Origin of the sequence: Trichocoleus sp. FACHB-591, from assembly GCF_014695845.1 — a bacterium.
Classification (GTDB): domain Bacteria; phylum Cyanobacteriota; class Cyanobacteriia; order FACHB-46; family FACHB-46; genus Trichocoleus.
Map to the genome: position 1 here is coordinate 341339 of NZ_JACJPA010000040.1, position 25193 is coordinate 366531.

Here is a 25193-nt window from a genome sequence, read left to right on the forward strand (position 1 = left end):
GATGCTGCCCTCTAACTTATTCAAGCATCATAGAGCCATCTACGTTGATTTGCCTTTAAGTCAAGGGCAGGACTTTAACAGCGTTGCTTCTATGAGTCATCCTCCTAAGTCTTCCCTACAGCACCGCGTGTCTTCTGAGCCGCTGTCAGACTATGATTCTCGACAGGGTGCTGGCCTACTGGACTTTCCCACTCGTTGGTCGTTGCGTCGAGCGAAAAGTATCCGCCAAAAAATTGGTTGGTCTCATGCTTTGGCGATTGGGGTAGCAGTGATTGGATCTACTTTTGGCCACCTTCTGGGAGACGCCTATGCGAGAGTCGCAACGCGAAACTGGGAAGCAGCTCACCAGGAAGAGAGGCTATTGAGCAGCTTGAATTTGGCTGTCCTAGCTGCTCGCAGTCACCAACAACAATTTATTCCCTTACTCCAAAATCCCCCAGCGTTTGAGCATGAGCACAAGCACTTTTTGGGGCATGTGCAGAAAATTCGTGGATTAAGGGCAGAGGTGCAGACTGCGGTTGTCACTCATGCTCGATTTAGTCAGGCCAGTGTAGAGTTAGAAGCTTGGTTGCGTACCTATGACAGCACGATTGAAGTCTATACGGAGCAGCTAGATCAGGTATTACAAAAGATAGATCGCAGCCGTTTACAAACAGCTAATGTTTCAGCGGCTCAGCAATCATTGCTGGCATTTACCAATAGTGATGCGGCTCTAGAGCTAGATAGTTTGTCTGACGACTTGACTCTCTTGCTGGACGATGTCCATGCCCGAGAGATGGAGGCAGACATCGCCATGCATCGAGCAGAAGACTTACACAGTTTAATTACTTACACGAGCTTGTTGCTGTCGGTTGTACTCGCAGTTGTCCTGGCTCTGCGGACTAGCCAAGCGATCGCTCGTCCCATTGAAGCCGTGACCCAAGTGGCGCAACGAGCAGCTCAAGAATCACGGTTTGACTTGCAAGCTCCAGCCCTGACTGATGATGAAGTGGGACGGCTGGCAACGGCCTTCAATGGCTTGATCCGTCAGGTAGGGCAGTACACCCAAGAGCTAGAACTCAGCCGCCAAACTTTAGAATTGCGAGTCGAAGAACGAACCCAGGAACTAAAACAGACAATTCAGGAGCTAGAGGAGGAAATTAGCCTCCGTTGCCAAATTCAAGTGGCACTCCACAAAAGTGAGGAGCTTTTTCGCTCCTTAAGCGCCTGTTCTCCTGTCGGCATTTTCCTCGCAGATGTGGCGGGTGGTTTAACTTACATGAATCCCCGGTTGCAAGCTTTGAGCCCCAAGAGCACCGCAGCAAATGGCACCGAAGTTAGCTGGGGAGCTAGTTGGATGGAGTGGGTGCATCCTGAAGATCGCGATCGCGTGCTTAGTGCTTGGGCTGAGCATATCCAACAAGGTGGCAGTTACGCAGATGAGTATCGACTGCAAATGCCAGAGGGTGAGACTCGTTGGGTTCACGCGCGATCGTCTCCCTTATTTGCTGACACTGGGATTCTCCTGGGGCATGTAGGCACCGTTGAGGATGTAACAGAGCAGAAACAAGCAGAGCAAGAGATTCGCCATGCTTTAGCTAGAGAGCGAGAGCTGAATGAACTACGCGCCCGTTTTGTCACCACGGTTTCTCATGAGTTTCGCACCCCCCTGACTGTAATTGTTTCCTCTACGGAGTTAGTGCAGCACTACGAGCACAAAATGACTCAGGAGAAGAAACAGCAACATTTCGAGAAAATTCAAACGGCTAGTCGTTATATCACTCATCTACTCGATGAAGTGCTCTTGCTGAGCCAAGCCAGTAGTAGTGAGCTGCAACCGAACCCTGCTCTTATGGATCTAGAGCAGTTTTGCCGCAATCTGCTAGAAGACATGCAGGTTGCCTCATTCAGTTCTCATACTTTCCGATTTCGCTATCAAAGCTTTCATCCCTCGGTCTGTTTAGATGAGAGGCTATTACGGTACATCCTGACTAATTTGCTCTCAAACGCCATTAAATATTCACCCCAGGGCAGCGAGGTGGAGCTTGAGGTCACTTGTGATGGTGCCAGCGTCACTTTGAGCGTGCAGGATCAAGGGATTGGTATTCCTGCTGCCGACCAGTTGCATCTCTTTGAAGCCTTTCATCGCGCCAAAAATGCGACTAACATTCCAGGGGTTGGTCTAGGCCTATCGATCGTCAAGAACTGTGTAGACATCCAGGGTGGTCAAATTACAGTAGAAAGTAAGGTTGATCTCGGTACCAAATTTACGGTTGTGCTGCCACTAATATCTCAATCCCACGAAACTCAATCTCAAGAGATTTAAAGGCATCTTTAAGGGCAGATTCAAAGAGCTGCATTCACAGTCTGCGTCTCCCACGGATAATGAGGACAAGCGATCGCAGGCTGATTGATACATCAGTAAGCAACTCATGAGCAATCCATCGGCAAAGTACATTCTGGCGCTAGATCTGGGCACTACGGGCAATCGAGCCTTTCTGTTTAACCACGACGGCAAGATTGTCGGGCAGGCTTACAAGGAATTGACCCAGTACTACCCGCAGCCCGGATGGCTAGAGCATGATCCGCAACAGATTTGGCAAGATACTTGTTGGGTGATGCAAACAGCCGTACAGCAAGCAGGCATTGCCGCCACCGAGATTGCCGCGATCGGATTGACCGTGCAGCGAGAAACTTGCCTGCTGTGGGATAAAACCACCGGACAACCTTTGCATCCTGCGATCGTGTGGCAAGATCGCCGAACTGCCCCTTTGTGTCATCAGTTACAGGAGCAGGGTTACGCCCCAGAAATTTACGATCGCACGGGCTTAGTGATTGATGCGTACTTCTCCGCCACCAAGTTGAAATGGCTCCTAGACCATACGGCGGGCAAGGTTGATCTAGGCAATGTGCTGGCAGGGACGATTGATACTTGGGTGTTGTGGAACCTCACGGGGGGACGGGTGCATGCCACAGATGACAGTAATGCCAGCCGCACAATGCTGTTTAACCTACGATCGCGCCAGTGGGACGCTCGGCTGCTCGATATATTTGGGATTCCCGCTCACCTTTTACCCGAAGTGCGACCTAGCTTAGGTTTGTTTGGTGTGACCGATGCTCAGATGCTAGGAGTTGAAATTCCCATCACTGCCATCTTGGGCGATCAGCAAGCGGCTTTGTTTGGGCAGGGTTGCGATCGCGCGGGTTTAATCAAATGTACGTACGGTACAGGTTGCTTTCTTGTGGCTCATACAGGAGCGGAAATCAGGCGATCGCCAGGACAATTGGTTTCAACCGTGGCTTGGACTCGAGCTGATCAGACTGGAGCTCCGGAGGTGGGTTATGCCCTCGAAGGCAGCATGTTTACCACCGGAGCCTGCATTCAGTGGTTGCGCGATGGGCTGAAGCTAATTCAGACTGCGGCGGAGACGGAAGCAATGGCTGCACAGGTGAGCGATAACGGTGGCGTTTACTTTGTGCCTGCCTTGAGTGGCTTAGGCGCACCGCACTGGGATATGAGCGCTCGTGGTGCCTTTCTCGGCATTACAGGAGGAGCCCAGCGAGAACATCTGGTGCGTTCAGTCTTAGAGGCGATCGCCTACCAAGTCAAAGAAGTGGTGCAGGCGGTGAATGCTTGTAGTAGTACCAAGGTGCAACGACTGAAGGTAGACGGGGGAGCCTGCGACAACAACTTCCTCATGCAATTTCAGGCAGATGTGTTGGGGATTCCGGTCGAGCGTCCTGTAGTCCGGGACGTGACTGTGCAAGGGGTAGCCTTTGCTGCGGGCTTAGCCTCCGGTTTTTGGCAAGACTACGCAGCCCTAGTTAATAATCGCCAGAGCGATCGCGTCTTTGAGCCGAGAGCCACCACAGCAGCGCTAGAGAACTACACCACTTGGCAAAAAGCATTGTCTAGAGCGAAAAATTGGGCCGAGTAGCCTCCATAACAAATCCCTCGCCATAATCCGATACAACCGGAAAATAACGAGGGGGAAGGGAGATTTACGCGAATAAAAATCCTAGGCAGAGCGCGATCGCTTACTCTCTGTAACCAGTGCGGCTAACGACATCGGGCTCTTGGTAGCGGACATTTTCTTTCGGCTTGCGGAAGAGATTAGCTAGACCCAACAAACCAATCAAACCCAACCAACCCAAATTGTTGTTGTCATCTTTGGTTTCTTGGAAAGGCGTTGTGTCTAGAGTGGGGTTGTTGTTTGCGTTGTTGTCAGTCTGAGCGTGGCTAGGAAGGCTCAGGGGCACAACAGCAAGACTAGCAGCCAGCACACCAGCACCAACTAACTTAGATAGAGTAGTCCGTTTCATGGTCAAAAATCCTCTAAAAATTTCTAGCGAAGGGATGCAATGCAGCTAAGCAATTAAATGCTTGAATATGACCTTGGGGTGGAAGTTAGCGTTGCAAAAGCAAATCCAAAGTTCTGAGAAGAGACCAGAGAAGAGAGTTTTACCTCAGATCTCCCCTGGCCTTTGGAGAGATAACACGCTAACTACGACAACTCTATGGATTAGTAGCGAGTTCCAGTGCGGCTGACTTCTTCGGGTTCGCGGTAACGAGTAGGCTCTTCGTGGCTCTTCTTAGCTAAACCAGCCAAACCAGCCAAACCGAGCAGACCCAACCAACCCCAGTCAAAATCGCGATCGCCTTCAGTAGCAGTGTCAGTATTGTTGTAGGTAGAAGTAGTATCTGTACCAGAAGTGGTAGAGGTGCCAGCATCAGTTTGCGCACCAGCAGGCAAGGTTAGAGGTAGTGCAGCAAGGCTAAGACTGAGTACACCAGCACCGATAAATTTAGATAGAGCAGCAGATTTCATGGTTAAAATTCCTTTTTTCTTTGTAATGTCTGTCGAATGCTTTAAGAAATAATTCAAGCTTTGAAAAACTCTTCGGTTTAGATGGCACCGATACTGAACAATTTACTGGTTCCCAATCGATAGCGAATCGCTCTCTAGCTGTAATCTGATAGTGCGTTTAACTCTCACTCAAGAAATAGAAATTGCGTCACTGGTCAGTCATAAGAGGCAAGACTCGCAAGCACCAAATCCCCCTATACACCCTTTTAAATTTCAATAAAAATTGGGGATCATAGACCCAGCAGCAGTTTCCGAAAATGAGTAACTTTATTAGTAATAAACCTAGCCCAATCCTGGCGTTAAATTTTTATCTGCAACTGGCAGGTATCATGAGCTGAATAGAGCCGTTTACTACCATTCAGAACTAGCTGAGAATTAGCTGAAAGCTAACTGAGAATTAGCTGAGAATTTTTAGGCTACTTAGAGATAAATTAGAGATATTAATGGCAATTTCTCATTTACAAGCCGCTAAAAGTGATTTTTAAGTAGCTATCAACTCATTTTCTTGACAAAAGTTAAGAATTCAATTTAGGGGCTGGTTGTATAGGAATTTGCACAATAAATTCTGCGCCCTCTCCAGGTACCGAAAGGCAACGCAATTGTCCTTGATGTTTTTCTACAATTTGGTAGCTAATCGATAATCCTAAGCCTGTCCCTTTCCCCACTTCTTTAGTTGTAAAAAAGGGATCAAAGAGGCGCTGTCGGGTTCTCTCGGTCATACCTGGGCCATTATCCACAACCCGAATCATGACTTGATTAGGCTCTACTACAGCAGTGCTGATCCAAATCCTAGGGGATGCAACCAGAGCTTCTTGATCAACTAGAGCCACGCCATCTTTCAAAGGTTGATTGGTGCAGCGCGCTTCCAGAGCGTCGATTGCGTTGGTCAGTAAGTTCATAAAGACCTGATTCAGTTGTCCTGCGTAGCAGTTAACTAAAGGAAGCTGACCATATTCTTTAATCACTTCGATGCCTAGATAGCCTGGTCGGGGCTTCAGTTGATTCTGCAAAATTACCAGAGTGTTATCTAGCCCCTGATGGATGTCTACTGGCTTCATTTCTGCCTCATCCAATCGAGAGAAATTTCTTAAGGAGAGGACGATCTGCCGAATTCGTTCCGCGCCCACTTGCATCGAAGCGAGAATTCGCTCGAAATCTTCTCCCAAAAACTCCAGATCAATTTCTTGGGTTGTGGTCTGAATGGCAGGAGCAGGATGAGGATAGTGGGCTTGGTAAAGGTGCAGCAACTTGAATAAGTCCTGGAGGTACTGCTTGGCGTGGGTTAGGTTGCCATAGATGAAGTTGATCGGGTTGTTAATTTCGTGCGCCACTCCAGCGACTAGTTGCCCCAAGCTGGACATTTTCTCGCTTTGCACGAGTTGGGCTTGCGTCTGCTGTAGTTCGTGTAGGGCTTCCTGCAATTGTTGAGCTTTTTCTCGATATTGCGTTTCTGACTGGCGTAGCGCCGCTTCCGCTCGTTTGCGTTCTGTAATGTTTTCAATCATGCCGAGGCTATAGCTGGCACCGCCTTGCTGGTCCCGAATCAAGGTGGCGGTTAGGTTAGCCCAAACAACTTCCTGAGTTTGTTTCAAGTAGCGTTTTTCAATCTGGTAACTGGCGATCGCCCCTGTCACCATTTGCTGGAACAAGCGTAAATCTTTACTCAGGTCGGTTGGATGCGTGATGTCCTTAAACGAGAGCTGAGTTAACGCCTCGGCCTCATAAACCAACATGCGGCAAAAGGCTTTGTTCACCTGAACCAACTGTTCGTCTTCCAAGCTGGCGATCGCCATGCCAATCGGAGCGTCTTCAAAAATACGCCGAAAGCGCTCCTCGGTTTTTTGAATTTGTTCAAACAGACGGGCATTTTCTAAGGCGATCGCAATTTGGCCCGCTAGGGTTTTGAAGGTGTCTAGGTCAATCGCACTAAAGTGATCGGTGTAAACGTCTTGAATGTCGAGAACGCCGAGCAGTTGCCCTCGTGCGACCAGCGGTACAGCCGCTTCTGTGCCCATTGGCAAAGCAGCTAAATCAGGGGCGATCGCCTCACTTATACGCCTAGACTCTGCAACGGCTAACCTTTGGGTGCGTGCGGCACAGGCAACTAAGCTATCAGGACAATCTAACCGGATGCTAATTTCTCGATGAGCAGGCCAAGAGATATCGGCTCCACTGGCTCCCGCTTGGCGGCTAAGTTGTTGCGTAGCGGGCTCCCATAAATAAATTTGCACATGGTACAAATTGAAGCGAGTCTGCAACAAGGTGACCGCTTCTTGCAAAAGTGATTCGGGATCAACAATTGCTTTGGATAACTCACTCACAGCGAAGGTGACATGCTGACTTGCTTCCAATTCATGGGTGCGTTCTTCCAGCCCTTGGAAGAGTTTGCCGACTTGCTCCGCCATCGCATTAAAGTTGGTCGCTAAGCTGCCAATTTCATCCTGCGATACGATATGAGCCCGAGCATTAAGCTGCCCTGCTGTAAACTGAGCAACTCGTTGCGCTAAGTGGACTAAAGGTCGGGCAAGCCATTGAGCGATCGCGATCGCAATGATGATCACGGCGATCGCAATCAAAACTGCTAATCTCTGCGCTACCCGAACTTGAGCGTAAATCGGAGCTAAAAAAACTTGCTGAGGTTGCGCGAAAATCACGAACCAAGGCTGGGTTCTGAGCCTAGCCGCTGCAACGGCACTTAGCTGATGATTGACCCCAGTGAGTGCCGTAGTGAAGTATGTGGGTGGACAGGTTCTGACTGCTTTGCAGGTAATCTGATTCAGTCCTTGCTCAAACGCAGGTAAGTCAGTAGCCAGTTCAGATGGAGGTCGCTGCGGCAATCGTCCCGCCTCGATCAAAGCCTTCACTTTGTTGGCAGGTAACGGCACTACAGACTTAAATATCAATTCGGCAGCAATGCCATGAGCCAGACGAATGTGATTTTCGTCCAATAAAACAGCAAAAGATTGAGCACCTGCTAAACCATTGTTTTGGGCGACTAGCTGTTGAATGGCGGCGGCATTGTAGCGAACCGCTAGTACACCCACAATCGTGCCTTTGGCATTACGGACTGGGCTGCTGAAATAAAGGCTGGTAAAACCATCCCTGCCGACCCGGATCGGTGAAGCGTAAGGAAATTTAGTTTGCAAAGGTTGCCGAATGTAGTCATCGGTAGCCTGACTGCGACCAATATCCTTCAAGTTCGTTGCCAGCACACTACGGCCCTGGCGATCGAACAAGGTGTAAGACAGGATATTGAGCGAATCCCGGCGAGTCAGGGTACTTAAGATGGCAGCAGCTTCGGCTTCGGCCTCACTGTTGGAGCGTCCCTTTGGCGGGAGACTCAGATATTGAGCTAAACCGGGTAGTTGCGCATCCACTCGAACTGCATCTAAGTTGGCAGTGATAAAAGCATCCAGGGTTAAGGCAGTTTGGCTGGCTGCAGCATACAAAGCTTGGTTGGCAGTGCTGGTGAGAGTAACTTGAGCCGTGTGTTTATTCAGCCAAGACAGCAATAGCAGCGGGATCAGCGCTACGCCCAAAAAAGCCAAGATTAGTTTGGTGCGAAGGGAAAAAAATTGGAACTGCCGCACAGTGACCGACTTCCTGCAAATTGTTTTGAATCGCTATAAATCGCTATACATACAGAGATACCCTGATTGAACAAGAAAGTGTGAGACCGATCGCTCTTAGCTAGCGCAACTACATTTGTTTTTGCAGCCAATTTGCTTAGGGTTGAGACCAAGCGGCTTGCCATTGTTGCATTTTCTGAATCTCGGCTTTTTGAGTCGTCAGAATATTTTGAGCTAATTGCTTAATTTCCAGATGTTGTGACTTCTGCAAAGCGTCTTGGGCCATCGCGATCGCGCCTGCGTGGTGAGGCATCATGGCACTGAGAAACCGCTGATCAAATTCACCCCCGGATGCACTGAAGTCCTGATGCATCATCATCGCTGCCTGTTGCTGGGCAGACATCGGTAGCATCTTGCGCTTCTCTGCGTCGTAAGCCATCGGAGTGCTGTCAAATTCGGGATACCACTGTTGCCGCCATTTCTGCAATTGCGTAATTTCCTGAGTTTGAGCTTGAATCATCTCTGCTGCAAGCTGCTTTAGCTCAGGCCGTTGCGCTTTCTGTTGGGCTGCTTTAGCCATCGCGATCGCGCCTTGATGGTGAGGAATCATGGCATCAATGAAACGCAAATCATAATTAGCTTCAGAGGGCCCTAGATCAAGAGCGGTATTATGACTTGAGCCTGGGTGCGCGTGGTTCATCCCCTGAGCTTGGGGGCTAGCCGAGGGATTGGCGGCTGAACTCGTAGTGGCGCCTAGAGTAGGTGCTTGGGTTTCGGAGGTGGAAGCACAGCTGATGAGAAGACTGCCCGTGAAGGCGATCGCCGTGAGTAGACGAGCCGGAGGTTTGGCTTTAGAAGTAGGGGGTTGCATAAATATTAGTTCCAGTGCAACTCAATAAGTGTCTTACAGAGGATTGTCAACGCTCTAGCCAACTGGAGTGTCAATTGGGGAGTTTAGGTAAAGATGGCTCCACCCATGAGCCGTTGATAGCGATATTCTAGTTCTGCTTGCATCAGCGGCCAGCGCTCGAGCGTGGCATCTTTAGCGATCGCTTTCTCGGCGGCTTCCCGTGCCACTTCCAGCACCGCTTGGTCCTCAACTAAGCTAGCCAAAGCAAAATCGGGCAAACCAGACTGCCGAGTTCCTAGCACTTCCCCTGGCCCTCGGAAGCGCATATCCATTTCTGAGATAAAAAAGCCATCCTGCGATTGTTCTAATACTTTCAGGCGTTGCCGCGCAGTTTCCGCCTTGGAACTACTCATCAGCAAACAAAAAGCTTGGTCTGCCCCTCGACCCACGCGCCCGCGCAACTGGTGCAACTGTGATAAACCAAAACGTTCGGCATGCTCGATCAGCATTACCGTGGCATTTGGGACATCCACACCCACCTCCACCACTGTCGTTGAAACCAGAATTTGGGTTTGATTGTCGCGGAATTGATTAATCGCTTCCTCTTTCTCCGCCGAAGTCATGCGGCCATGCAGCAAACCAATCTGAAATTCTGGAAAGATCTGCTCTTGCAGCCGTTGATGTTCCTCGATCGCAGACTTTAGATCCAACTTCTCGGACTCGTCTACCAAGGGCAACACTACATACACCTGGCGGCCCTGAGCCACTTGGCGACGAATTAACTCATAAGCTTGGGTGCGATCGCTGGCAGTCAAAGCCGTTGTCTGAATGGGTTTGCGTCCGGGTGGCAACTCATCAATCTGGCTCACATCCAAGTCGCCGTGGAGCGTCAGGGCCAGGGTACGGGGAATGGGCGTCGCCGTCATCGTCAAAACATGAGGGATGCCATTGACACCTTTTTGCTGCAATCTAGCTCTTTGTTGCACTCCGAAGCGATGCTGCTCATCAATCACCACCAAGCCTAAGCGCTGGAAGGTGACTGGATCTTCAATCAAGGCATGGGTACCCACCAACAGAGGCAGTTCGCCTGTCTGTAATTGTGCGTGGATTTGCCGTCGCTTCGCCGTCTTGGTTGAGCCTGTGAGTAACTCGACGGGTAAGTGCATCAAGTTAAACCAACTCACCAACTTACGGTAATGCTGCTCTGCCAACACCTCAGTCGGAGCCATCAGCGCTGCTTGGTAGCCTGCCTGAATCGCTGCCAAAACCGCCACGACTGCTACCACAGTTTTCCCCGATCCCACATCTCCTTGCACCAGTCGGTTCATCGGGGCAGGTTGCTGCAAGTCGTTGAGGATGTCATTAATCACCCGTTGCTGAGCCCCCGTGAGTTGAAACGGCAGCAACTCATACAACTGATCAATCAATTGCCCAGTGGGAGCCAAGATAGCGCTCGCTTGGGTTTGGCGCTGGCTCTGGCGACGCTTCAGCAACCCCAACTGCAAATAGAAAAACTCATCGAACACCAAACGCCGACGGGCCATATCTAAGGCAGCACTATCGGGTGGGAAATGAATATGCGCGATCGCTTCTGCCAATCCAGTTAGCTCATACTGCTTCTGTAATGGCTCCGGTAAGGGATCGTCTAGACGAGTGGCCGCAGGTAACGCCGCAATCACTGCTTTGCGAACTAAATCTGCCCCAACTCCCTCCGTTAATGAGTAGATCGGCACCACTCGTCCCACGGTGACCGACTCAATGCTACTACCTGAATGATCCAGCACCTCAATCTCCGGATCTTCCAAGGTCATGCCGTACTTGCTTTGCTTGACCAAGCCAGAAGCCGCAATCACCGCGCCCGGTGGGTAGAGCCGTTTCTGTTGCTCTTGCCAGCCTCGATTGCGATATCGGTTCCCTGCGAAGAAGCGGCTCAGCTTAATTTGCCCACTGCGATCGCGCACCACTAATTCAAAAATGGTTAATTTGGCATTACGAGGGCTATTGAAGCAGGTACAGCGCTTGACTGTGCCCACCAATGTCACCGTCTCCCCAGCCTCCAAGTCACGAATCTGGACCTGCCGCGCGTAGTCAATGTGGTCACGAGGGTAATAAAACAGCAAATCGCGAACCGTATAAAGTCCTAGTTTGGCTAGCCGTTCCGCATTCTTGGGGCCAATTCCAGATAGATAAGTGAGGGGTTCATCGGGAGAAATGGCTCGCTGTGACTCGGCTAGTGGGGCAGTTTTAGGAGGTTTTGGCTTCGGTTCTGACGCTGCTAGCCCGTTTTCAGCGCCACTACTTTGGTTCGTCCGCTCACAGGTTTGCCGCACTTGATAAAGAAACCGCCGCGTATCGGCCACTAAATGCTGCCGCTGGGCAAAACTCAGATCGGAGTAATTAGTAAATTGGCCCGCCATCTCCTGCCAACGACTGCGATCGCGACTCGGCAAAATTTCTGGAGCCTGCTGCAAGCTTTGAGCGAGAAATTCACTGAAGCGAGACTGCTTACCCACCAAATCATTGAAGCCATGCTCTGCTTCCACGGCCAAGGCTTTTTGCAGCCGCACCCAATCAGGCGGAGAGGAAGATGGAATTGCCGCTGTGGAGGTTGGGGTCACTATTTCAGGTTGGGGCAAAGCCAATTGCTCAATTGCATCCTCCATACAAATCCTGGATTAAGTTAGGACAGCGGATCTCGATTTAATCCTCAAACCAACTGGCACGCCAAGCAGATTCAGCTTCTGCGATCGCTCGTTCTCGTTGCTTCTTTTGGTATTCCTTGCCAAGAGATTGCAACCGCCCGGATAAATTCCGTAGTTTCTGTCGCCACAGCGCTACAGTGCTATCCGTAAACTCAATTTCTGCCAGACGCAAATGAATAGCCACGATATGAGTGATAGAAAGTCCTGATGGCATTGCTTCAGGCCGATTTTCATCCACAGTTTCCACCAACAAATTCAGCAAGTTTGGTGTACTCGCTACTGAGTCTGCCGCCTCTTCGGCTTTAGAAGCCGCCTCTAGTAAAACTTCTGGCAGCTCTTTTGGCAAGATGTCTACTTGCTGAAATAGATGATTTGCCTCTTTCGAAACTTGGCTCAAAGTTCGAGCGATCGCCCGTTCCACCCCTTCTCGCCACCGGACTAACCGTTCTGGTGTCAGGCGTTGGGACTCGGCATCTTCGCTTTTGGGTTTTAGAGTTTCGGGTTCTGAAGCTTCTGATTCTTTTGGCTGTGGCTCCATAGTTTGAGGTTCGGCCACGTTAGCAAGCCATTGCTTCTCGACAGTTTCTGTCAACGCTACATCCAGCGAAGCGAGAGAAAACTCCTCAGGCTCTGTTGGTTTATCGCTAGACTGCTGCTCAGGTTGGGTCTCGCCAACGCGCCGTAGTTGCTCCAATAAAGTTTCTTGGGCTTGCTTAGCCAGTTGCTTCAAAGACTGCTGTAATTGATGCCTTTGGTTAAAGGACAAGCGCAAAAACTGCTGGGGATACCCTTGGGTACACAGATGATAGCTTGCCAAAATTAGCTGCTGTTTAACCGCCTGTCCCAACGCTGCTAAATAGCCAGAATCAACGCTATAAAACTCATCAGCCGTACCTGCTAGCATTTGCTCTAATGCAGCAATATCACGTTCAATTTGTTCAACTGATCTAACCATTCTTCTGCCTATGGTTAAGAAGCCCCCAAATAGAGGAAAGACAGGTCAGAGTGGTGAGCTTGACCTGTCTTCACATTACTATCCAAACTACACTTCAGTCGATCCTTGCGGATGTTAGAAGCTGCAAGCTAAAACTTTTACTTAGTCCCAGTCATCGCTGCAACTTCATCAGCAAAATTGTTCTCTTGCTTCTCAATGCCTTCGCCCAGAACGAATCGGACGAAGCGACGAACTTGGATGTTTTCACCAGTCTGAGCAATAGTTTGCTTCACCAACTCTTCCACCGTGATGTTTTGGTCACGAATGTAAGGCTGATCCATCAAAGTCATTTCTTTCAGGCGCTTGTCAATACGACCTTGAACGATTTTTTCCTTGATGTTGTCTGGTTTGCCAGCTAAGTCATCGCGACCCATTTCGATCGCTTTTTCCTTCTCCGCGATGTCTGTGGGAATGTCGCTCACCTTGACGTACTCAACGTTAGGGCAAGCCGCAATCTGCATAGCTACGTTGCGAACCAGGGTCTGAAACGTTTCGCCGCGAGCTACGAAGTCAGTTTCGCAGTTTACTTCTACCAGAACTCCAACGCGGCCGCCCGTGTGGATATACTGACCAACCAAACCTTCCGCTGCAACTCGCCCTTCTTTTTTGCCAGCAGAAGCGAGACCTTTTTGCCGCAGCCACTCGGTCGCTTTGGTGATGTCCCCACCATTCTCGGTAAGGGCTTTTTTACAATCCATCATGCCTGCGCCAGTTTTTTCGCGCAGCTCTTTCACGCTTTGTGCAGAGATGTCCGCCATTTTGCCTTGATTCCTACTTCAACTCGATTGAGACCTTGAACGCGAAAACTCTAAAAAAGCTGGGTCAAATGAACTGCGATCGCAGTTCATTTGGTGATAGCTATCGAAATTAACTATGCTTCAGCTTCTGCTTCTTCCTCTGGCAGGAACGAAGTATCGTTGTCTTCGTAGTCGAAGTCGTCCTCCGCACCTTCGTAGTCTTCGTAGTCGTCCTCAGCCTCTAGCTGACCGTGACGACCTTCATAGATCGCATCCGCTAGCTTACCTACTATCAGCTTAATCGACCGAATGGCATCATCATTAGCTGGAATAGGAATATCTACGAAGTCAGGATCGCAATTAGTATCTAAGAGCGAAACGATGGGAACGCCCAACTTGAGGCACTCTTGAACCGCGTTGTACTCCCGGCGTTGGTCCACGATGATGACGACATCGGGAACTTTGCGCATGGCTTTAATGCCACCTAGGTACTTCTGAAGCTTTTCGAGTTCTCGGCGGAGAACAGAAGCTTCCTTCTTAGGCAGTAGGTCTAGGGCCCCAGTTTCTTCACGGCGCTCTAGCTCTTTAAGGCGATCGACGCGGGTTTTGATGGTGGTCCAGTTGGTGAGCATGCCGCCTAACCAACGCTGGTTGACGTAATAAGCTCCACAACGCGCCGCTTCTTGAGCCACGATCCCAGCTGCTTGCCGCTTGGTGCCAATAAACAGGAATTTTTTGCCCTGTTCAGCCGCAGTTCGCATGTAGCTGTAGGCTTCTTCCATCAACTGGGCAGTTTGCACCAAGTCAATGATATGAACACCGTTACGAGAGGTGTAGATATAAGGAGACATTTTGGGGTTCCACCGACGGGTTTGGTGCCCGAAGTGAACGCCTGCCTCCATCATTTGAGCCAAAGAGACGACTGGCATATTTTTTTGAACTCCTGATTCGGGTTAATCCTCCATCCAGGTGTATTTCTGAGCTTCATGGCTCTTCAGAAACACCCGAAATCCTGGATGTGCGAATTTAGACAACTTTTCTAGCGTAACACAATTAGAGTCTTCCTTTGAGTCGGAGTTATTGATTGAAAGTGACAGTGTGCACTCGGCTCAGTTGAAAGGCTTCTTTGGTATCAGAGTTATAAGCCCAAGCTGTGAGAACAGCTCTGTCTGCTGGCAGGGTTGCTGGGTCGAGCGTTACAGTCCAGCCTGAGTTTGTATAGTTAGGGTTGTTTGTGACTTTGGCGACATCGGTTCTTTCTACACTAACAGGAGCGATCGCGATGACAGCATTCTGATCACCCTGCGTGACGATCACTTGATTCGCTGACTTGCTAGTAGTCGGAAGAATTGCCCAACCGTTGAGGGTCAAAATATCTGTTTTAGGTAAGGTATGTTCTGGCGTTATCTTATTGTTGACAGCATCAAAATAACCATTAGTAGACTCTGTACCAGCAGGCAGTGGATAGAACTTCACTTCACTAATGTTCTGCACGCCTAGATCAGTGACACTGATGGTTGAAGTCGCTGTTGCGGGCGAGGCTTGACCTGCCGCAGGAGCGGTCGTAGTAGGAGCAGTCGTGGTCGTAGTATCAGAAGTTGTTGTAGTGTCGGTACTGGGGCCACAAGCTGCCAAGGCAACCGCGATCGCCGTGAAAACCACTAAATTCTTGAGTCGCAACATAGGTATCCTAGGTGTGATTTGTAAAAACAGGTCAGAGAGAGTAGAGCAGTTTTACCAAAGCTAAAGTACTGCAAATGTGTATATCTACTCAAGCACCCCAAAAATAGAGGCCACTGATATATTACGAAGCGGTCTGCTGCCTTTCAGCATAAGCGGCATACACACCTTGAACGTTGTACCAATTGAGAAAGATACGAGCAATCTCTAGGGCTAGTTGGGGCTTGCCTTGCTCAATCAACCATTGCAACAAAGGAGCTAAGGTTCGTTCATTCAATGAGCCACCCAGAGAAAGTAAGCCCCAGAGCACGCGGTGCAGCCAAGTCATTTGAATCATCATCCGCACTTCCCAGGTGGGATGCTTTTGATAGAACAAAACTCCCATACGTCCGCGTTGAATTTCTTTATCAATTAACTGCGGAATTTCTGCTAAGGCAAAAGGTGGGTGCCAATGGTAGCCAACCGCATCGGGGCATTTGATCAGCTTGAGACCTAATTGCTTTAGCCGCACGCCTAGCTCCAAATCTTCCCAGCCATACAGTTGAAACTGTGTATCAAACAAGCCCACTTTTTCTAGCCAGTAACGAGCGATCGCGACATTACCTGTAGCAAAATAGGCGGCTGAGAAATCTGTGACTTTGTACGGCTCACTGGTGGGTTGCTCAAAATTGCAGGTATTAATCACTCGACCGTAGGTGAAGAGGCGGGGCGGCTCATTGGAGGTCCTTGGGGCGGGGAGCGATCGCTGGCCTTGCTTCAGACCATCTGCATGAGCTTGCAAAAACTGTTCGGTAACAACCAAGTCACTGTCAATAAAAATAATCGTGTCCCCAATCGCTTGCTGCACCCCCAAATTCCGAGCCGCAGATGGACCTTGGTGATCTTGGCAAAACAACCGGACATGAGGAAACTCTGCTGCACTTGTGCGTATCCAATCGACTGTGCCATCCGTAGAGCCATCATCAACTAGCACAACCTCATAATCAGTCACCTCGGTATCGGTCACCAGGTATTGGCGCTCTAAAGCCCTCAGGCACTTTTCCAAAATCGGTTGGCGATTGTAGGTCGGGATGACAATACTAAAAAACACAGCTTCTCCTGCAAGGGAACCTTACTCTCAATATCTTCAGCCAATCTTCAGCTATGCCTTGGCTACCTAGCTAGCCTTAAAGCTTATGGCATTTGAGTGACTCAACAAAATCAAGCATCAATGATGTATCTGTAGAGATTCTGACAAGAATTTATGAATATTGGTTGCATAATAGGGACTCAGTTGTTCTACCAAATCGAGAAAATCAATGGGTCGCGCCAAGAAAGTTGTGCTGGCATACTCCGGCGGAGTTGATACTTCCGTCTGCATTCCTTATCTCAAAACTGAGTGGGGGGTTGAAGAAGTTATTACCTTAGCAGCCGACTTGGGCCAAGGGGATGAGCTAGAACCTATCCGCAAAAAAGCACTCGACTCAGGCGCTAGCGAGTCCTTGGTAATTGATGCAACGGCAGGTTTTATCAAAGAGTATGCTTTTCCTGCGATTCAAGCTAATGCACTCTACGAGAATCGCTATCCCCTTTCTACCGCTTTGGCTCGGCCCCTGATTGCCAAGCTATTGGTGGAAGCAGCCGAAAAATACGGTGCCGATGCGGTCGCACACGGTTGCACAGGCAAAGGCAATGACCAAGTGCGATTTGATGTCTCGATCGCCGCCTTAAACCCTAATCTCAAAGTCTTAGCGCCCGCTAGAGAATGGGGCATGAGCCGGGAAGAAACGATCGCCTACGGGGAAAAATTTGGCATTCCTGCTCCAGTCAAGAAGTCTTCACCCTACAGCATCGATCGGAACCTCTTGGGCCGCAGTATTGAAGCAGGCCCCCTAGAAGACCCTTGGACTGAGCCTTTAGAAGAAATCTACGCTTTAACCAAGGCGATCGCAGAGACACCCAACGAACCAGAATACGTAGAAATTGGCTTTGAGAAGGGTTTGCCAACCCACTTGAATGGAGAAGCTTTAGATTCTGTAGCGCTGATTACCCGACTAAACGAACTCGCTGGTAATCACGGTGTCGGACGGATCGATATGCTGGAGAACCGTTTAGTTGGCATTAAGTCGCGTGAAATTTATGAAGCACCCGCGCTCCTAGTGCTGATTCAAGCCCACCGAGATTTAGAGAGCCTGACGCTAACCGCTGATGTCACCCACTACAAGCGGGGCATTGAGGAAACCTACAGCCAACTCGTCTACAACGGCCTTTGGTACAGCCCCCTTAAGGGAGCTTTAGATGCTTTTGTGCAACAGACCCAAGAGCGCGTTTCTGGCACTGTACGAGTCAAGTTATTTAAAGGCAATGCCAATATTGTGGGGCGGCAATCTGCCAACTCCCTCTACAGCCCAGACTTGGCAACCTACGGCGCAGAAGACAAGTTCGACCACAAAGCAGCAGAAGGGTTTATCTATGTTTGGGGCCTACCCACGCGGGTTTGGTCGCAACAAAATCGCCTTTAACCTTTTCTATTTAGCTTTGGATTCAGTCAAAAGCTCTAAGACAATCAAAAAACAGATGGAGCAATGCAAAACTGCTCCATCTGCTAAATTTGCCTATTTACCAACAGGTTTCCAAAGCTGATTTAGTTTGATCCAGCTTCAGAATTAATCTGGACGTTCTAATTGCTTAGCTTTACGAGTTTCTAACCAGATAGGAACTGCAATCCAGGCGATCGCCAGGAACAAAGCGACTCCAGCAAATTGAGCGGCCCAAACAACTAGCTGTTCTAAGGGCACAATTCGACCTGCGAAGAATGCCAAGGTTACCATCACAGAAGCCCAAACTGTTGCCCCAAACAAGTTATAAAACATGAATTTGAGAAACGGCATCTGGACAATTCCAGCAAGCGGGCTAGCAAAAACTCGGAGCAAAGCAATGAAACGGCCAAAAAACACTGTCTTTCCGGCGTTTTCACTAAATTGATTTTTGACTTCTAGCAATTGCTCTTCTCGAAAGCGGAAGATGCGACCGAGGCCAACGAGCAGCGGCCATCCGCCCCACCTACCAATCCAATAGCCGCAAGTCCCGCCCAGCGAAGCACCGAGAACTGCACTACCGAGGACAATCCAGTAATTCAGTTCACCGCTACCCGCCAAGAAACCGCCAGCGAGTGTCGCAGTTTCACCGGGAATTGGCAAGCCGAGATTTTCTAGCAGAATACCTACAAATACTGCCCAGTAGCCATATTGACGAGCTAATTCCTGGATAGTCTCTAGCGATAAAAACTCGAAAGACATGCAACACAGCCTTTACAAAGATTTGCCTTTCTTAAGATCTTGACTCGCCTATCTGAAAGTGTCAATAAACCCTTGGTAGTGCCAGACGCTACTGGGACAAAACTTGCTTCTCAGAGGATTTACGCCTTTGTAGGCCAAACTTTCAAGAGTGAGTCAATCGCATTCTCGATTTGAGTGCGATCGCTGAGCAGTTTAGGTCTGCTCCAACTAGGATTGAGAGAACTAATCAGTTGTGGAATAGGTGATGGATGTCAGAGGTGAGTCAGGTTGCCGTTAAGTTTTGGGATGTTACCTATCGCCTTAAGCAGCGTGCTTTGATTACTCAACTAAATTTTGAAGTGCATCGAGGGGAAATCTTAGTTTTGTTGGGACGTAGTGGATGCGGCAAAACTACGACTCTCAAGTTGATCAATCGGTTGTTATTGCCGACGAGTGGCGAAGTTTGGGTAGAAGGCAAACCTACCAGCCATTGGAATCCGATTCAACTGCGACGACGGGTTGGTTATGTGATTCAGGAAGTGGGGTTGTTTCCGCATTTCACAGTGGCCCGGAATGTGGGGGTGGTACCCGCTCTGGAAGGATGGGAGCGCGATCGCATCTCTGCCCGTGTCAAGGAGCTTCTAGAACTTGTGGGCCTAGACGCCAAGCATTTTGCCCACCGTTATCCTCATGAACTTTCGGGCGGTCAACGGCAACGAGTGGGAGTGGCCAGAGCTTTAGCGGCTGACCCACCGTTATTGTTAATGGATGAACCGTTTGGAGCGCTGGACCCGATTACGCGGTTAGAAATTCAACGAGAGTTTCGCCAACTGCAACAGCAACTCGGCAAAACCGTGATATTTGTGACTCATGATGTGCAAGAAGCCTTTCTCCTCGCTTCTAAAATTGGCTTAATGCAAGAGGGTCAATTGAGTTTCTGGGGGACACGAGAAGAGTTTTTGCGATCGCCCCTTCCAGAAGTGCAAGCCTTTACCCAGTGCTTACAGCCGTTTAATACCATGCCAAACCGGGAAGCCAGTTGATGTTGGGTGAGTTTTGGAGCCGTTATGCGGGTGAGATTGCTCAGCACACCCTAGAGCATGTGCAGATGGTGGGGATTGCCCTGGCGATCGCGATTCTGTTTGGCATTCCTTTAGGAGTCCTGATCACTCGCAAGCCACACCTCGGTAAGCCAATTTTAGGATTCGCCAACGTTGTACAAACGATTCCCAGTTTGGCTCTATTCGGCTTTTTGATTCCAGTGCCATTTTTAGGCGGGATTGGTGTGCAAACGGCGATTTTGGCGTTAGTTCTCTACTCCTTACTCCCTATTATTCGCAGCACTTACACCGGAATTGTCAGCGTTGATCCGGCGATTCGAGAGGCAGGAGTGGGCATGGGCATGACCGACTGGCAGTTGTTGTGGCAAGTAGAACTGCCCTTGGCCCTGGGCTTCATTCTGGCGGGGGTACGAGTGGCGACGGTGATTGGCGTGGGTTTAGCGACGATCGCAGCGGCAGTCGGTGCAGGTGGATTAGGGGTGTTTATCTTTCGCGGCGTGGCAGTAGTGGATAATCAACTCATTCTGGCTGGCGCAATTCCAGCGGCGGTGATGGCATTGTTGGCAGATTTTGGTTTCGGCTGGCTGGAGCGGCGGCTAACACTAAAGGGTTCCCGATGAGAAGAACAGTTGTCTTGGGTTTAATCGCAAGCGTTTTGAGTTTGGCGATCGCAGGCTGCAACTCTAGCAATCAACGTATCGTGGTCGGCTCCAAAAACTTCACCGAGCAAGTGATTTTAGGGGAGTTGCTGGCTCAAGAAATTGAAGCGAAAACCAATCTCGAAGTCGATCGCCGTTTGAATCTGGGGGGTACATTTGTCTGCCATCAAGGCATTGTAGCTGGCGAGCTAGACGTCTATCCGGAATACACAGGCACCGCTTACACAGCAATTCTTAAGCAAACTGCTATTAGCGATCCCAAAGCGGTCTACCAGCAGGTGAAACAAACTTATGCTCAGCAGTTCCAGTTGGAATGGACAGAACCGCTAGGCTTCAACAACACCTTCGCGATCGTGATTCGGGGCGATGATGCTCGTAAGAATAATCTCCAAACTCTCTCTCAAGTCGCAAAATATACTCCACAGTGGCAAGCAGGCTTTGGGTACGAGTTTTTAGAACGCGCCGACGGTTTTCCTGGGTTAGCGAAAACTTACAATCTCAAATTTGCTGAGCAGCCCAAAGTGATGGACCTAGGCTTGCTGTATCGGGCGCTTACCGACAAGCAAGTCGATCTCGTCGCTGGAAACTCCACGGATGGCCTGATCGACTCGCTAGGTTTAGTGGTGCTACAAGACGATAAGCAATATTTTCCGCCTTACGAGGCTGCCCCTATTGTGCGTCAAGAAACCCTACAAAAACATCCAGAACTGCGCTCTGTCTTCCAGGGGCTGGCTGGCAAAATCTCTGAAACCGAGATGCGACGACTCAACTACGAAGTAGATGGCAAGCGCCGCGATGTGAAGCAAGTGGTAGAAGAATTCCGCAAAGCTCAAAACTTGTAGGGATTTTTGGCCAGCTAGACACTTCCTAGATGAATTCATTAGGATTGTGATTAAGTAGAGCAACGTCAATCAGGCTGGCCTTTCGGCCCAAGAATGTTTGGCGATCGCATCATGTTTGTAGCAAGGGGGCTGCCATGATCGAAATCATTTTAGTGATCACGCTAGGCTTATTGCCTCCCCTATTATCGCTATGGCTGTTGCAGCGAGCAGAAATCAGAGCCCAGAATCGATTAAGGGTGGCAATGGCAGCAGTAGAACGTCGGAGTTTACAAAATCTCCGTCGAGCTTCTAGCGACCAGCGCTATGTCGAAGGTCTGGGGTTGCTTACAGGCGATATTACCTGTCGGTTTAATGCGCGATCGGCGCATCTACGTTGTGCGGTGAATCCTCTAGGGCCGTGTCAGGACTGTCGGTATTACGAGTCAATTGAGTTTAGCTAGGACACTTCTAGTCATGCCGTAAACGCAAGAAAGGGGATAGTTTTCACCATCCCCTTTCTTAAAGTTTCTGAGTTTTAGAGATTAGAGCTGAGGCACGTACTGCTCTTTCTCGGGTACTACCGTGTACTCAGCCACAATTTGGCGGAACTCGTCGCCGTCGATGGTTTCTTTTTCAATTAAGAGATCCACCAGGCGATCGATTACGGTGCGGTTCTCACGGATGATGCGACGAGATTCATCGTAGCAGTGCTCCACAATTGAGCGGACTTGAGCGTCAATCCGAGACGAAATCTCATCGGAGAACTCCGAGCGAGTCATCAAATCGCGGCCCAAGAACACTTCGCCTGATTGGCTCTCTAAGCACAAGGGGCCTAAGTCAGACATACCGAACCGGGTCACCATCTGCCGCGCCATGCTGCTGACTTGTTGCAGGTCATTACCCGCCCCAGTAGTCACCTCAGCATCACCGAAGATCACTTCCTCAGCCGCACGACCGCCTAAAGCTCCCATGATCCGAGCCATCAGTTGCGCTTTAGAAATCAAGCCTTGCTCTTCGCTGGGAGTAAACCAGGTCAAGCCCTGAGCTTGTCCGCGAGGAATCAAAGTGACTTTTTGGACGGGGTCATGAGCTTTGACCAAGGTGCCAATCACCGCATGGCCAATCTCGTGATAAGCAATCAAGCGCTTGCTCTTGCTATCGACCAGAGGAGTGCCTTCCATCCCAGCTACCACGCGATCGACTGCATCATCGATTTCTAGCATGGTGATCGCTTCTTTACGGCGACGTGCGGTTAGAATAGCGGCCTCGTTCAGTAAGTTTGCCAAGTCTGCCCCGGTGAAGCCAGGAGTCCGACGAGCCACTAAGTCGATCGAAACTTCGTCAGATAGCTTCTTGTTGCGAGCATGGACTTGCAGGATTTCTACACGGCCTTTAATGTCAGGAGCATCTACCGTGACTTGGCGATCGAAACGACCCGGACGCAGCAAAGCTGAATCTAGGACGTCAGGACGGTTAGTTGCGGCAATGATGATGATGCCAGTGTTGCCTTCAAAGCCATCCATTTCAGTGAGCAACTGGTTGAGGGTTTGTTCCCGCTCATCGTTGCCACCACCAATGCCTGCGCCCCGTTGCCGACCGACTGCATCAATCTCATCGATAAAGATGATGCAAGGCGCGTTTTCTTTCGCTTTCTTGAACAGGTCACGGACGCGAGAAGCACCCACACCGACAAACATTTCGACGAACTCAGAGCCAGAGATGCTGAAGAAAGGTACACCCGCTTCCCCGGCGATCGCCTTAGCCAAGAGAGTTTTACCTGTTCCTGGAGGACCCACTAGCAACACCCCTTTAGGAATGCGGGCACCAACGGCAGTAAAGCGTTCTGGCTTCTTGAGGAAAGTTACAACTTCTTGCAACTCTTCCTTGGCTTCTTCTACGCCTGCCACATCCTCAAACATGACACCCGTTTTCGCTTCCATCTGGAACCGAGCGCGGGATTTGCCAAAGTTCATGGCTTGACCAGGGCCACCTGGCACATTATTAGAGCGACGGAACAAGAAGAAGAGTCCCGCAATCAGCAAGATTGGGAAGACTAGGTTCCCCAATAGGCCCCAGATGGCACCATCATTACGGGGTGGATGCACATCAAAGCTGATTTTTTCGGTTCTGAGGCGGGAAATCAGTTCAGGAGCATTACCCGGCAGGTCTACTCTGAGCCGCTGCACCCGATTATCTAATTCTGGATCAACCGCTTCTACAATTGCTGTCCGTCCTCCTTCATAGAGGTCAACACTTGTGACTCGACTTGCGTCTAGATATTCCAAAAAGCGCCCATAGGTCATGCGGGTACTTGCTGCGTTTTTGCTCATATCTACTGGAGTTGGAGCAAAAGCGCCTTGCCAAAAGAAGAAACCGATGACCACAGCGGGCAGTGCCCACAGCAGCACTGTTTTCCAAGACAATTTCATAAGTTAGTGGCCTCTATATACGGAGCAACACGGAGCACAACAGTTAGATTCGGCGTGAGTGAGCCATCCCACTCGCAGAATAGAGTTTTTGAATCAAGGGCAGCTAAATTAATTTCCCTTAGCTTCATATCTATCAAGCTCAGGTTTGTCGGAGCTTGCTTAAGAACGGTTAAAACAGCTTCTTAATCAAATTTAACTTAATTATCAGGATTGGGGCAAGCAAAGGGGTTTGTCTCCTCATAAACCATGCTATATAGTACCTTTGTACTATAGAAATAGGGCCTAAAGAAAGCGATCGCCAGATCTGGGTTTACAAAGCTAGGTTTACCAGGTCTAGGCTCAGCCAGACTCAAACTTTTTTCAGCATCCACTTCTTAGCACCTATGCCAAAACTTTACCGAGTTTTGGCTATTCATCCATCCCTCCTGAGGGCTTGAATCAGTGCTTCGTAGTCAAGACAGGGCATGCACAGTTATGAATTTAAGCGAGAGGTGAATAATTCGATGACTGCCAGACAACCCTCTAATTCACTCAATGGCCATTCCAGCAATGCTGCAATTTTGAGTATTGACTTGGGCCGAACTTCTACTAAAGCTTGCGTGAGCCGCTATCCCGATGATGTAGTGCTGATTGCTGCGAATGTCGCTCACTTAACCGTTGACCAAGTGCGACGGGGTGGGTTCGAGTCCCGTTCTACTGATGCGCTATTAGATATTTGGTTGGAGCACCAAGGTCGAGGCTACGCGATCGGGCAATTAGCAGCAGACTTTGGAGCCAACTTAGGCGTTGGACAATCCAAGGTTGAAGATGCCTTGGTCAAGGTGTTGGCTTGCGTAGGGCATTTCAATCTCAGCGGAGATTTAGCTGTGGTTTTGGGACTGCCTTACCACTCCCAAGAGCAGTTCGACCGTGAGAAGGAGCAATTAATCAGTTTGCTGCGATCGCCCCATGTTTTGGCTTACCGAGGCGAGCCAAAAGCCGTCAACATTCAGCAGGTGTGGGTGATGCCAGAAGGCTATGGCAGCCTAATCTGGTGTGAAGCCCAAGACAAAGACGCTCATAGTCCTGACTTGCCAAATTTGTCAGTCGCGATCGTGGATATTGGCCACCAAACTACTGACTTTCTCATGGTCGATCGCTTTCGGTTTGCGCGCGGAGCCTCCAAGAGCGAACCCTTTGCCATGAACCAGTTCTACGACCAAGTGGCAAGTCAAATTCAAGGCGCAGATAGTCAGTCGCTCTCGTTAATCGAAGCAGTGAATCGACCTCAAGGACAACGGTTTTATCGTCCGCGTGGTGCCACTCGCCCAACGGATTTGGATACTATTCTGCCCAGCTTGCGGAAGAGTTTTGCCCGTGAGTTGTCGAACCGTTTAATCGCTTGGCTACCAGAACGAGTTACAGATGTGATCGTCAGTGGTGGGGGTGGCGAGTTTTTCTGGCCAGATTTTCAACCCTTGCTAGAGGAGGCGCAGTTGCGCATTCACCTAGCCCAACCGTCGCGCAAAGCAAATGCATTAGGCCAATACCTCTATGGCCGCGCCCAGTTGGCAACTGTTAATCCTCAACTCACCAAGGTCTGACTGC

Annotated in this window: 20 protein-coding genes; 8 read left to right on the plus strand and 12 right to left on the minus strand. The window is 49.7% G+C overall.

All coding sequences use genetic code 11. From position 1 onward, the window contains the following. Window positions 1-91: 91 nt before the first annotated feature. Entirely contained in the window at window positions 92-2305 is a 2214-nt protein-coding gene (locus tag H6F90_RS07700) for an ATP-binding protein (protein WP_190551627.1), read from the plus strand. 106 nt (window positions 2306-2411) lie between these two features. After that, window positions 2412-3917: a glycerol kinase GlpK gene (glpK, locus tag H6F90_RS07705; protein WP_190551629.1), complete on the plus strand. Its 1506-nt coding sequence runs from the start codon at window positions 2412-2414 to the stop codon at window positions 3915-3917. A gap of 100 nt (window positions 3918-4017) precedes the next feature. On the opposite strand, the gene H6F90_RS07710 is transcribed toward glpK, so the two are convergent. The 10 genes from H6F90_RS07710 to H6F90_RS07755 all read right to left on the minus strand — a co-directional run bounded on the left by H6F90_RS07710 (window position 4018) and on the right by H6F90_RS07755 (window position 16469). After that, on the minus strand, window positions 4018-4302 hold the full coding sequence (locus H6F90_RS07710) for a WGxxGxxG family protein (RefSeq protein ID WP_190436538.1): 285 nt from the start codon (window positions 4300-4302) through the stop codon (window positions 4018-4020). Between the two features lie 200 nt (window positions 4303-4502). Continuing rightward, window positions 4503-4808, minus strand: a complete 306-nt coding sequence (locus tag H6F90_RS07715) for a WGxxGxxG family protein (protein WP_190436535.1) — start codon at window positions 4806-4808, stop codon at window positions 4503-4505. 554 nt (window positions 4809-5362) lie between these two features. Next, window positions 5363-8437, minus strand: coding sequence for an ATP-binding protein (locus H6F90_RS07720; RefSeq protein ID WP_190551631.1), 3075 nt, complete (start codon window positions 8435-8437; stop codon window positions 5363-5365). A gap of 136 nt (window positions 8438-8573) precedes the next feature. Next, entirely contained in the window at window positions 8574-9287 is a 714-nt protein-coding gene (locus tag H6F90_RS07725) for a DUF305 domain-containing protein (RefSeq protein ID WP_190551633.1), read from the minus strand. An 83-nt stretch (window positions 9288-9370) separates the two neighbouring features. Further along, window positions 9371-11929, minus strand: coding sequence for an ATP-dependent DNA helicase RecG (recG, locus tag H6F90_RS07730; protein WP_190551635.1), 2559 nt, complete (start codon window positions 11927-11929; stop codon window positions 9371-9373). Window positions 11930-11966: 37 nt separating this feature from the next. Then, entirely contained in the window at window positions 11967-12923 is a 957-nt protein-coding gene (locus H6F90_RS07735; RefSeq protein WP_190551637.1) for a hypothetical protein, read from the minus strand. A gap of 137 nt (window positions 12924-13060) precedes the next feature. Then, a complete protein-coding gene (gene tsf, locus H6F90_RS07740; protein WP_190551639.1) occupies window positions 13061-13720 on the minus strand; it encodes a translation elongation factor Ts in 660 nt (219 codons plus the stop codon). Window positions 13721-13833: 113 nt separating this feature from the next. Further along, on the minus strand, window positions 13834-14628 hold the full coding sequence (gene rpsB / locus H6F90_RS07745; protein ID WP_190551641.1) for a 30S ribosomal protein S2: 795 nt from the start codon (window positions 14626-14628) through the stop codon (window positions 13834-13836). Window positions 14629-14776: 148 nt separating this feature from the next. Further along, on the minus strand, window positions 14777-15382 hold the full coding sequence (locus H6F90_RS07750; RefSeq protein WP_190551643.1) for a hypothetical protein: 606 nt from the start codon (window positions 15380-15382) through the stop codon (window positions 14777-14779). Window positions 15383-15503: 121 nt separating this feature from the next. Then, complete coding sequence (locus tag H6F90_RS07755; RefSeq protein WP_190551645.1) at window positions 15504-16469, minus strand: glycosyltransferase; 966 nt, start codon at window positions 16467-16469, stop codon at window positions 15504-15506. 208 nt (window positions 16470-16677) lie between these two features. On the opposite strand from H6F90_RS07755, the gene H6F90_RS07760 reads away from it, so the two are divergent. Then, window positions 16678-17880, plus strand: a complete 1203-nt coding sequence (locus tag H6F90_RS07760) for an argininosuccinate synthase (RefSeq protein WP_190551647.1) — start codon at window positions 16678-16680, stop codon at window positions 17878-17880. A gap of 144 nt (window positions 17881-18024) precedes the next feature. Here the strand turns inward: H6F90_RS07760 and H6F90_RS07765 are convergent, their stop codons facing one another. Further along, window positions 18025-18657, minus strand: a complete 633-nt coding sequence (locus tag H6F90_RS07765; RefSeq protein WP_190551649.1) for a DedA family protein — start codon at window positions 18655-18657, stop codon at window positions 18025-18027. A gap of 248 nt (window positions 18658-18905) precedes the next feature. Here H6F90_RS07765 and H6F90_RS07770 point away from each other — a divergent pair, with 248 nt between their 5' ends. From H6F90_RS07770 to H6F90_RS07785, 4 genes are all read left to right on the plus strand, one after another. Then, window positions 18906-19679 carry an ATP-binding cassette domain-containing protein gene (locus H6F90_RS07770; RefSeq protein ID WP_190551651.1) on the plus strand — a complete coding sequence of 258 codons (774 nt, stop codon included), beginning with the start codon at window positions 18906-18908 and terminating at the stop codon, window positions 19677-19679. After that, entirely contained in the window at window positions 19679-20317 is a 639-nt protein-coding gene (locus H6F90_RS30360; protein ID WP_190551653.1) for an ABC transporter permease, read from the plus strand. Before H6F90_RS07770 ends, H6F90_RS30360 begins: the two co-directional genes overlap by 1 nt. Further along, window positions 20314-21198 (plus strand): glycine betaine ABC transporter substrate-binding protein, encoded by an 885-nt coding sequence (locus H6F90_RS30365; protein WP_190551655.1) that lies wholly within the window; start codon window positions 20314-20316, stop codon window positions 21196-21198. The genes H6F90_RS30360 and H6F90_RS30365 overlap by 4 nt, the downstream gene beginning before the upstream one ends. 134 nt (window positions 21199-21332) lie before the next feature. Beyond that, on the plus strand, window positions 21333-21638 hold the full coding sequence (locus H6F90_RS07785; RefSeq protein WP_190551657.1) for a DUF6464 family protein: 306 nt from the start codon (window positions 21333-21335) through the stop codon (window positions 21636-21638). Between the two features lie 81 nt (window positions 21639-21719). On the opposite strand, the gene ftsH2 is transcribed toward H6F90_RS07785, so the two are convergent. Then, complete coding sequence (ftsH2, locus tag H6F90_RS07790) at window positions 21720-23606, minus strand: ATP-dependent zinc metalloprotease FtsH2 (protein ID WP_190436490.1); 1887 nt, start codon at window positions 23604-23606, stop codon at window positions 21720-21722. A 503-nt stretch (window positions 23607-24109) separates the two neighbouring features. Between ftsH2 and H6F90_RS07795 the strand changes: the two genes are divergently transcribed. Continuing rightward, on the plus strand, window positions 24110-25189 hold the full coding sequence (locus H6F90_RS07795) for a ParM/StbA family protein (RefSeq protein ID WP_190551738.1): 1080 nt from the start codon (window positions 24110-24112) through the stop codon (window positions 25187-25189). The last annotated feature ends 4 nt before the right edge of the window (window positions 25190-25193 follow it).

Coding starts and splice junctions, on each gene's coding strand:
- H6F90_RS07700 (WP_190551627.1), top strand. CDS start 92: ATGAGTCATCCTCCTAAGTCTTCCCTACAGCACCGCGTGTCTTCTGAG.
- glpK (WP_190551629.1), top strand. CDS start 2,412: ATGAGCAATCCATCGGCAAAGTACATTCTGGCGCTAGATCTGGGCACT.
- H6F90_RS07710 (WP_190436538.1), bottom strand. CDS start 4,302: ATGAAACGGACTACTCTATCTAAGTTAGTTGGTGCTGGTGTGCTGGCT.
- H6F90_RS07715 (WP_190436535.1), bottom strand. CDS start 4,808: ATGAAATCTGCTGCTCTATCTAAATTTATCGGTGCTGGTGTACTCAGT.
- H6F90_RS07725 (WP_190551633.1), bottom strand. CDS start 9,287: ATGCAACCCCCTACTTCTAAAGCCAAACCTCCGGCTCGTCTACTCACG.
- recG (WP_190551635.1), bottom strand. CDS start 11,929: ATGGAGGATGCAATTGAGCAATTGGCTTTGCCCCAACCTGAAATAGTG.
- H6F90_RS07735 (WP_190551637.1), bottom strand. CDS start 12,923: ATGGTTAGATCAGTTGAACAAATTGAACGTGATATTGCTGCATTAGAG.
- tsf (WP_190551639.1), bottom strand. CDS start 13,720: ATGGCGGACATCTCTGCACAAAGCGTGAAAGAGCTGCGCGAAAAAACT.
- rpsB (WP_190551641.1), bottom strand. CDS start 14,628: ATGCCAGTCGTCTCTTTGGCTCAAATGATGGAGGCAGGCGTTCACTTC.
- H6F90_RS07750 (WP_190551643.1), bottom strand. CDS start 15,382: ATGTTGCGACTCAAGAATTTAGTGGTTTTCACGGCGATCGCGGTTGCC.
- H6F90_RS07760 (WP_190551647.1), top strand. CDS start 16,678: ATGGGTCGCGCCAAGAAAGTTGTGCTGGCATACTCCGGCGGAGTTGAT.
- H6F90_RS07765 (WP_190551649.1), bottom strand. CDS start 18,657: ATGTCTTTCGAGTTTTTATCGCTAGAGACTATCCAGGAATTAGCTCGT.
- H6F90_RS07770 (WP_190551651.1), top strand. CDS start 18,906: ATGTCAGAGGTGAGTCAGGTTGCCGTTAAGTTTTGGGATGTTACCTAT.
- H6F90_RS30360 (WP_190551653.1), top strand. CDS start 19,679: ATGTTGGGTGAGTTTTGGAGCCGTTATGCGGGTGAGATTGCTCAGCAC.
- H6F90_RS30365 (WP_190551655.1), top strand. CDS start 20,314: ATGAGAAGAACAGTTGTCTTGGGTTTAATCGCAAGCGTTTTGAGTTTG.
- H6F90_RS07785 (WP_190551657.1), top strand. CDS start 21,333: ATGATCGAAATCATTTTAGTGATCACGCTAGGCTTATTGCCTCCCCTA.
- ftsH2 (WP_190436490.1), bottom strand. CDS start 23,606: ATGAAATTGTCTTGGAAAACAGTGCTGCTGTGGGCACTGCCCGCTGTG.
- H6F90_RS07795 (WP_190551738.1), top strand. CDS start 24,110: ATGACTGCCAGACAACCCTCTAATTCACTCAATGGCCATTCCAGCAAT.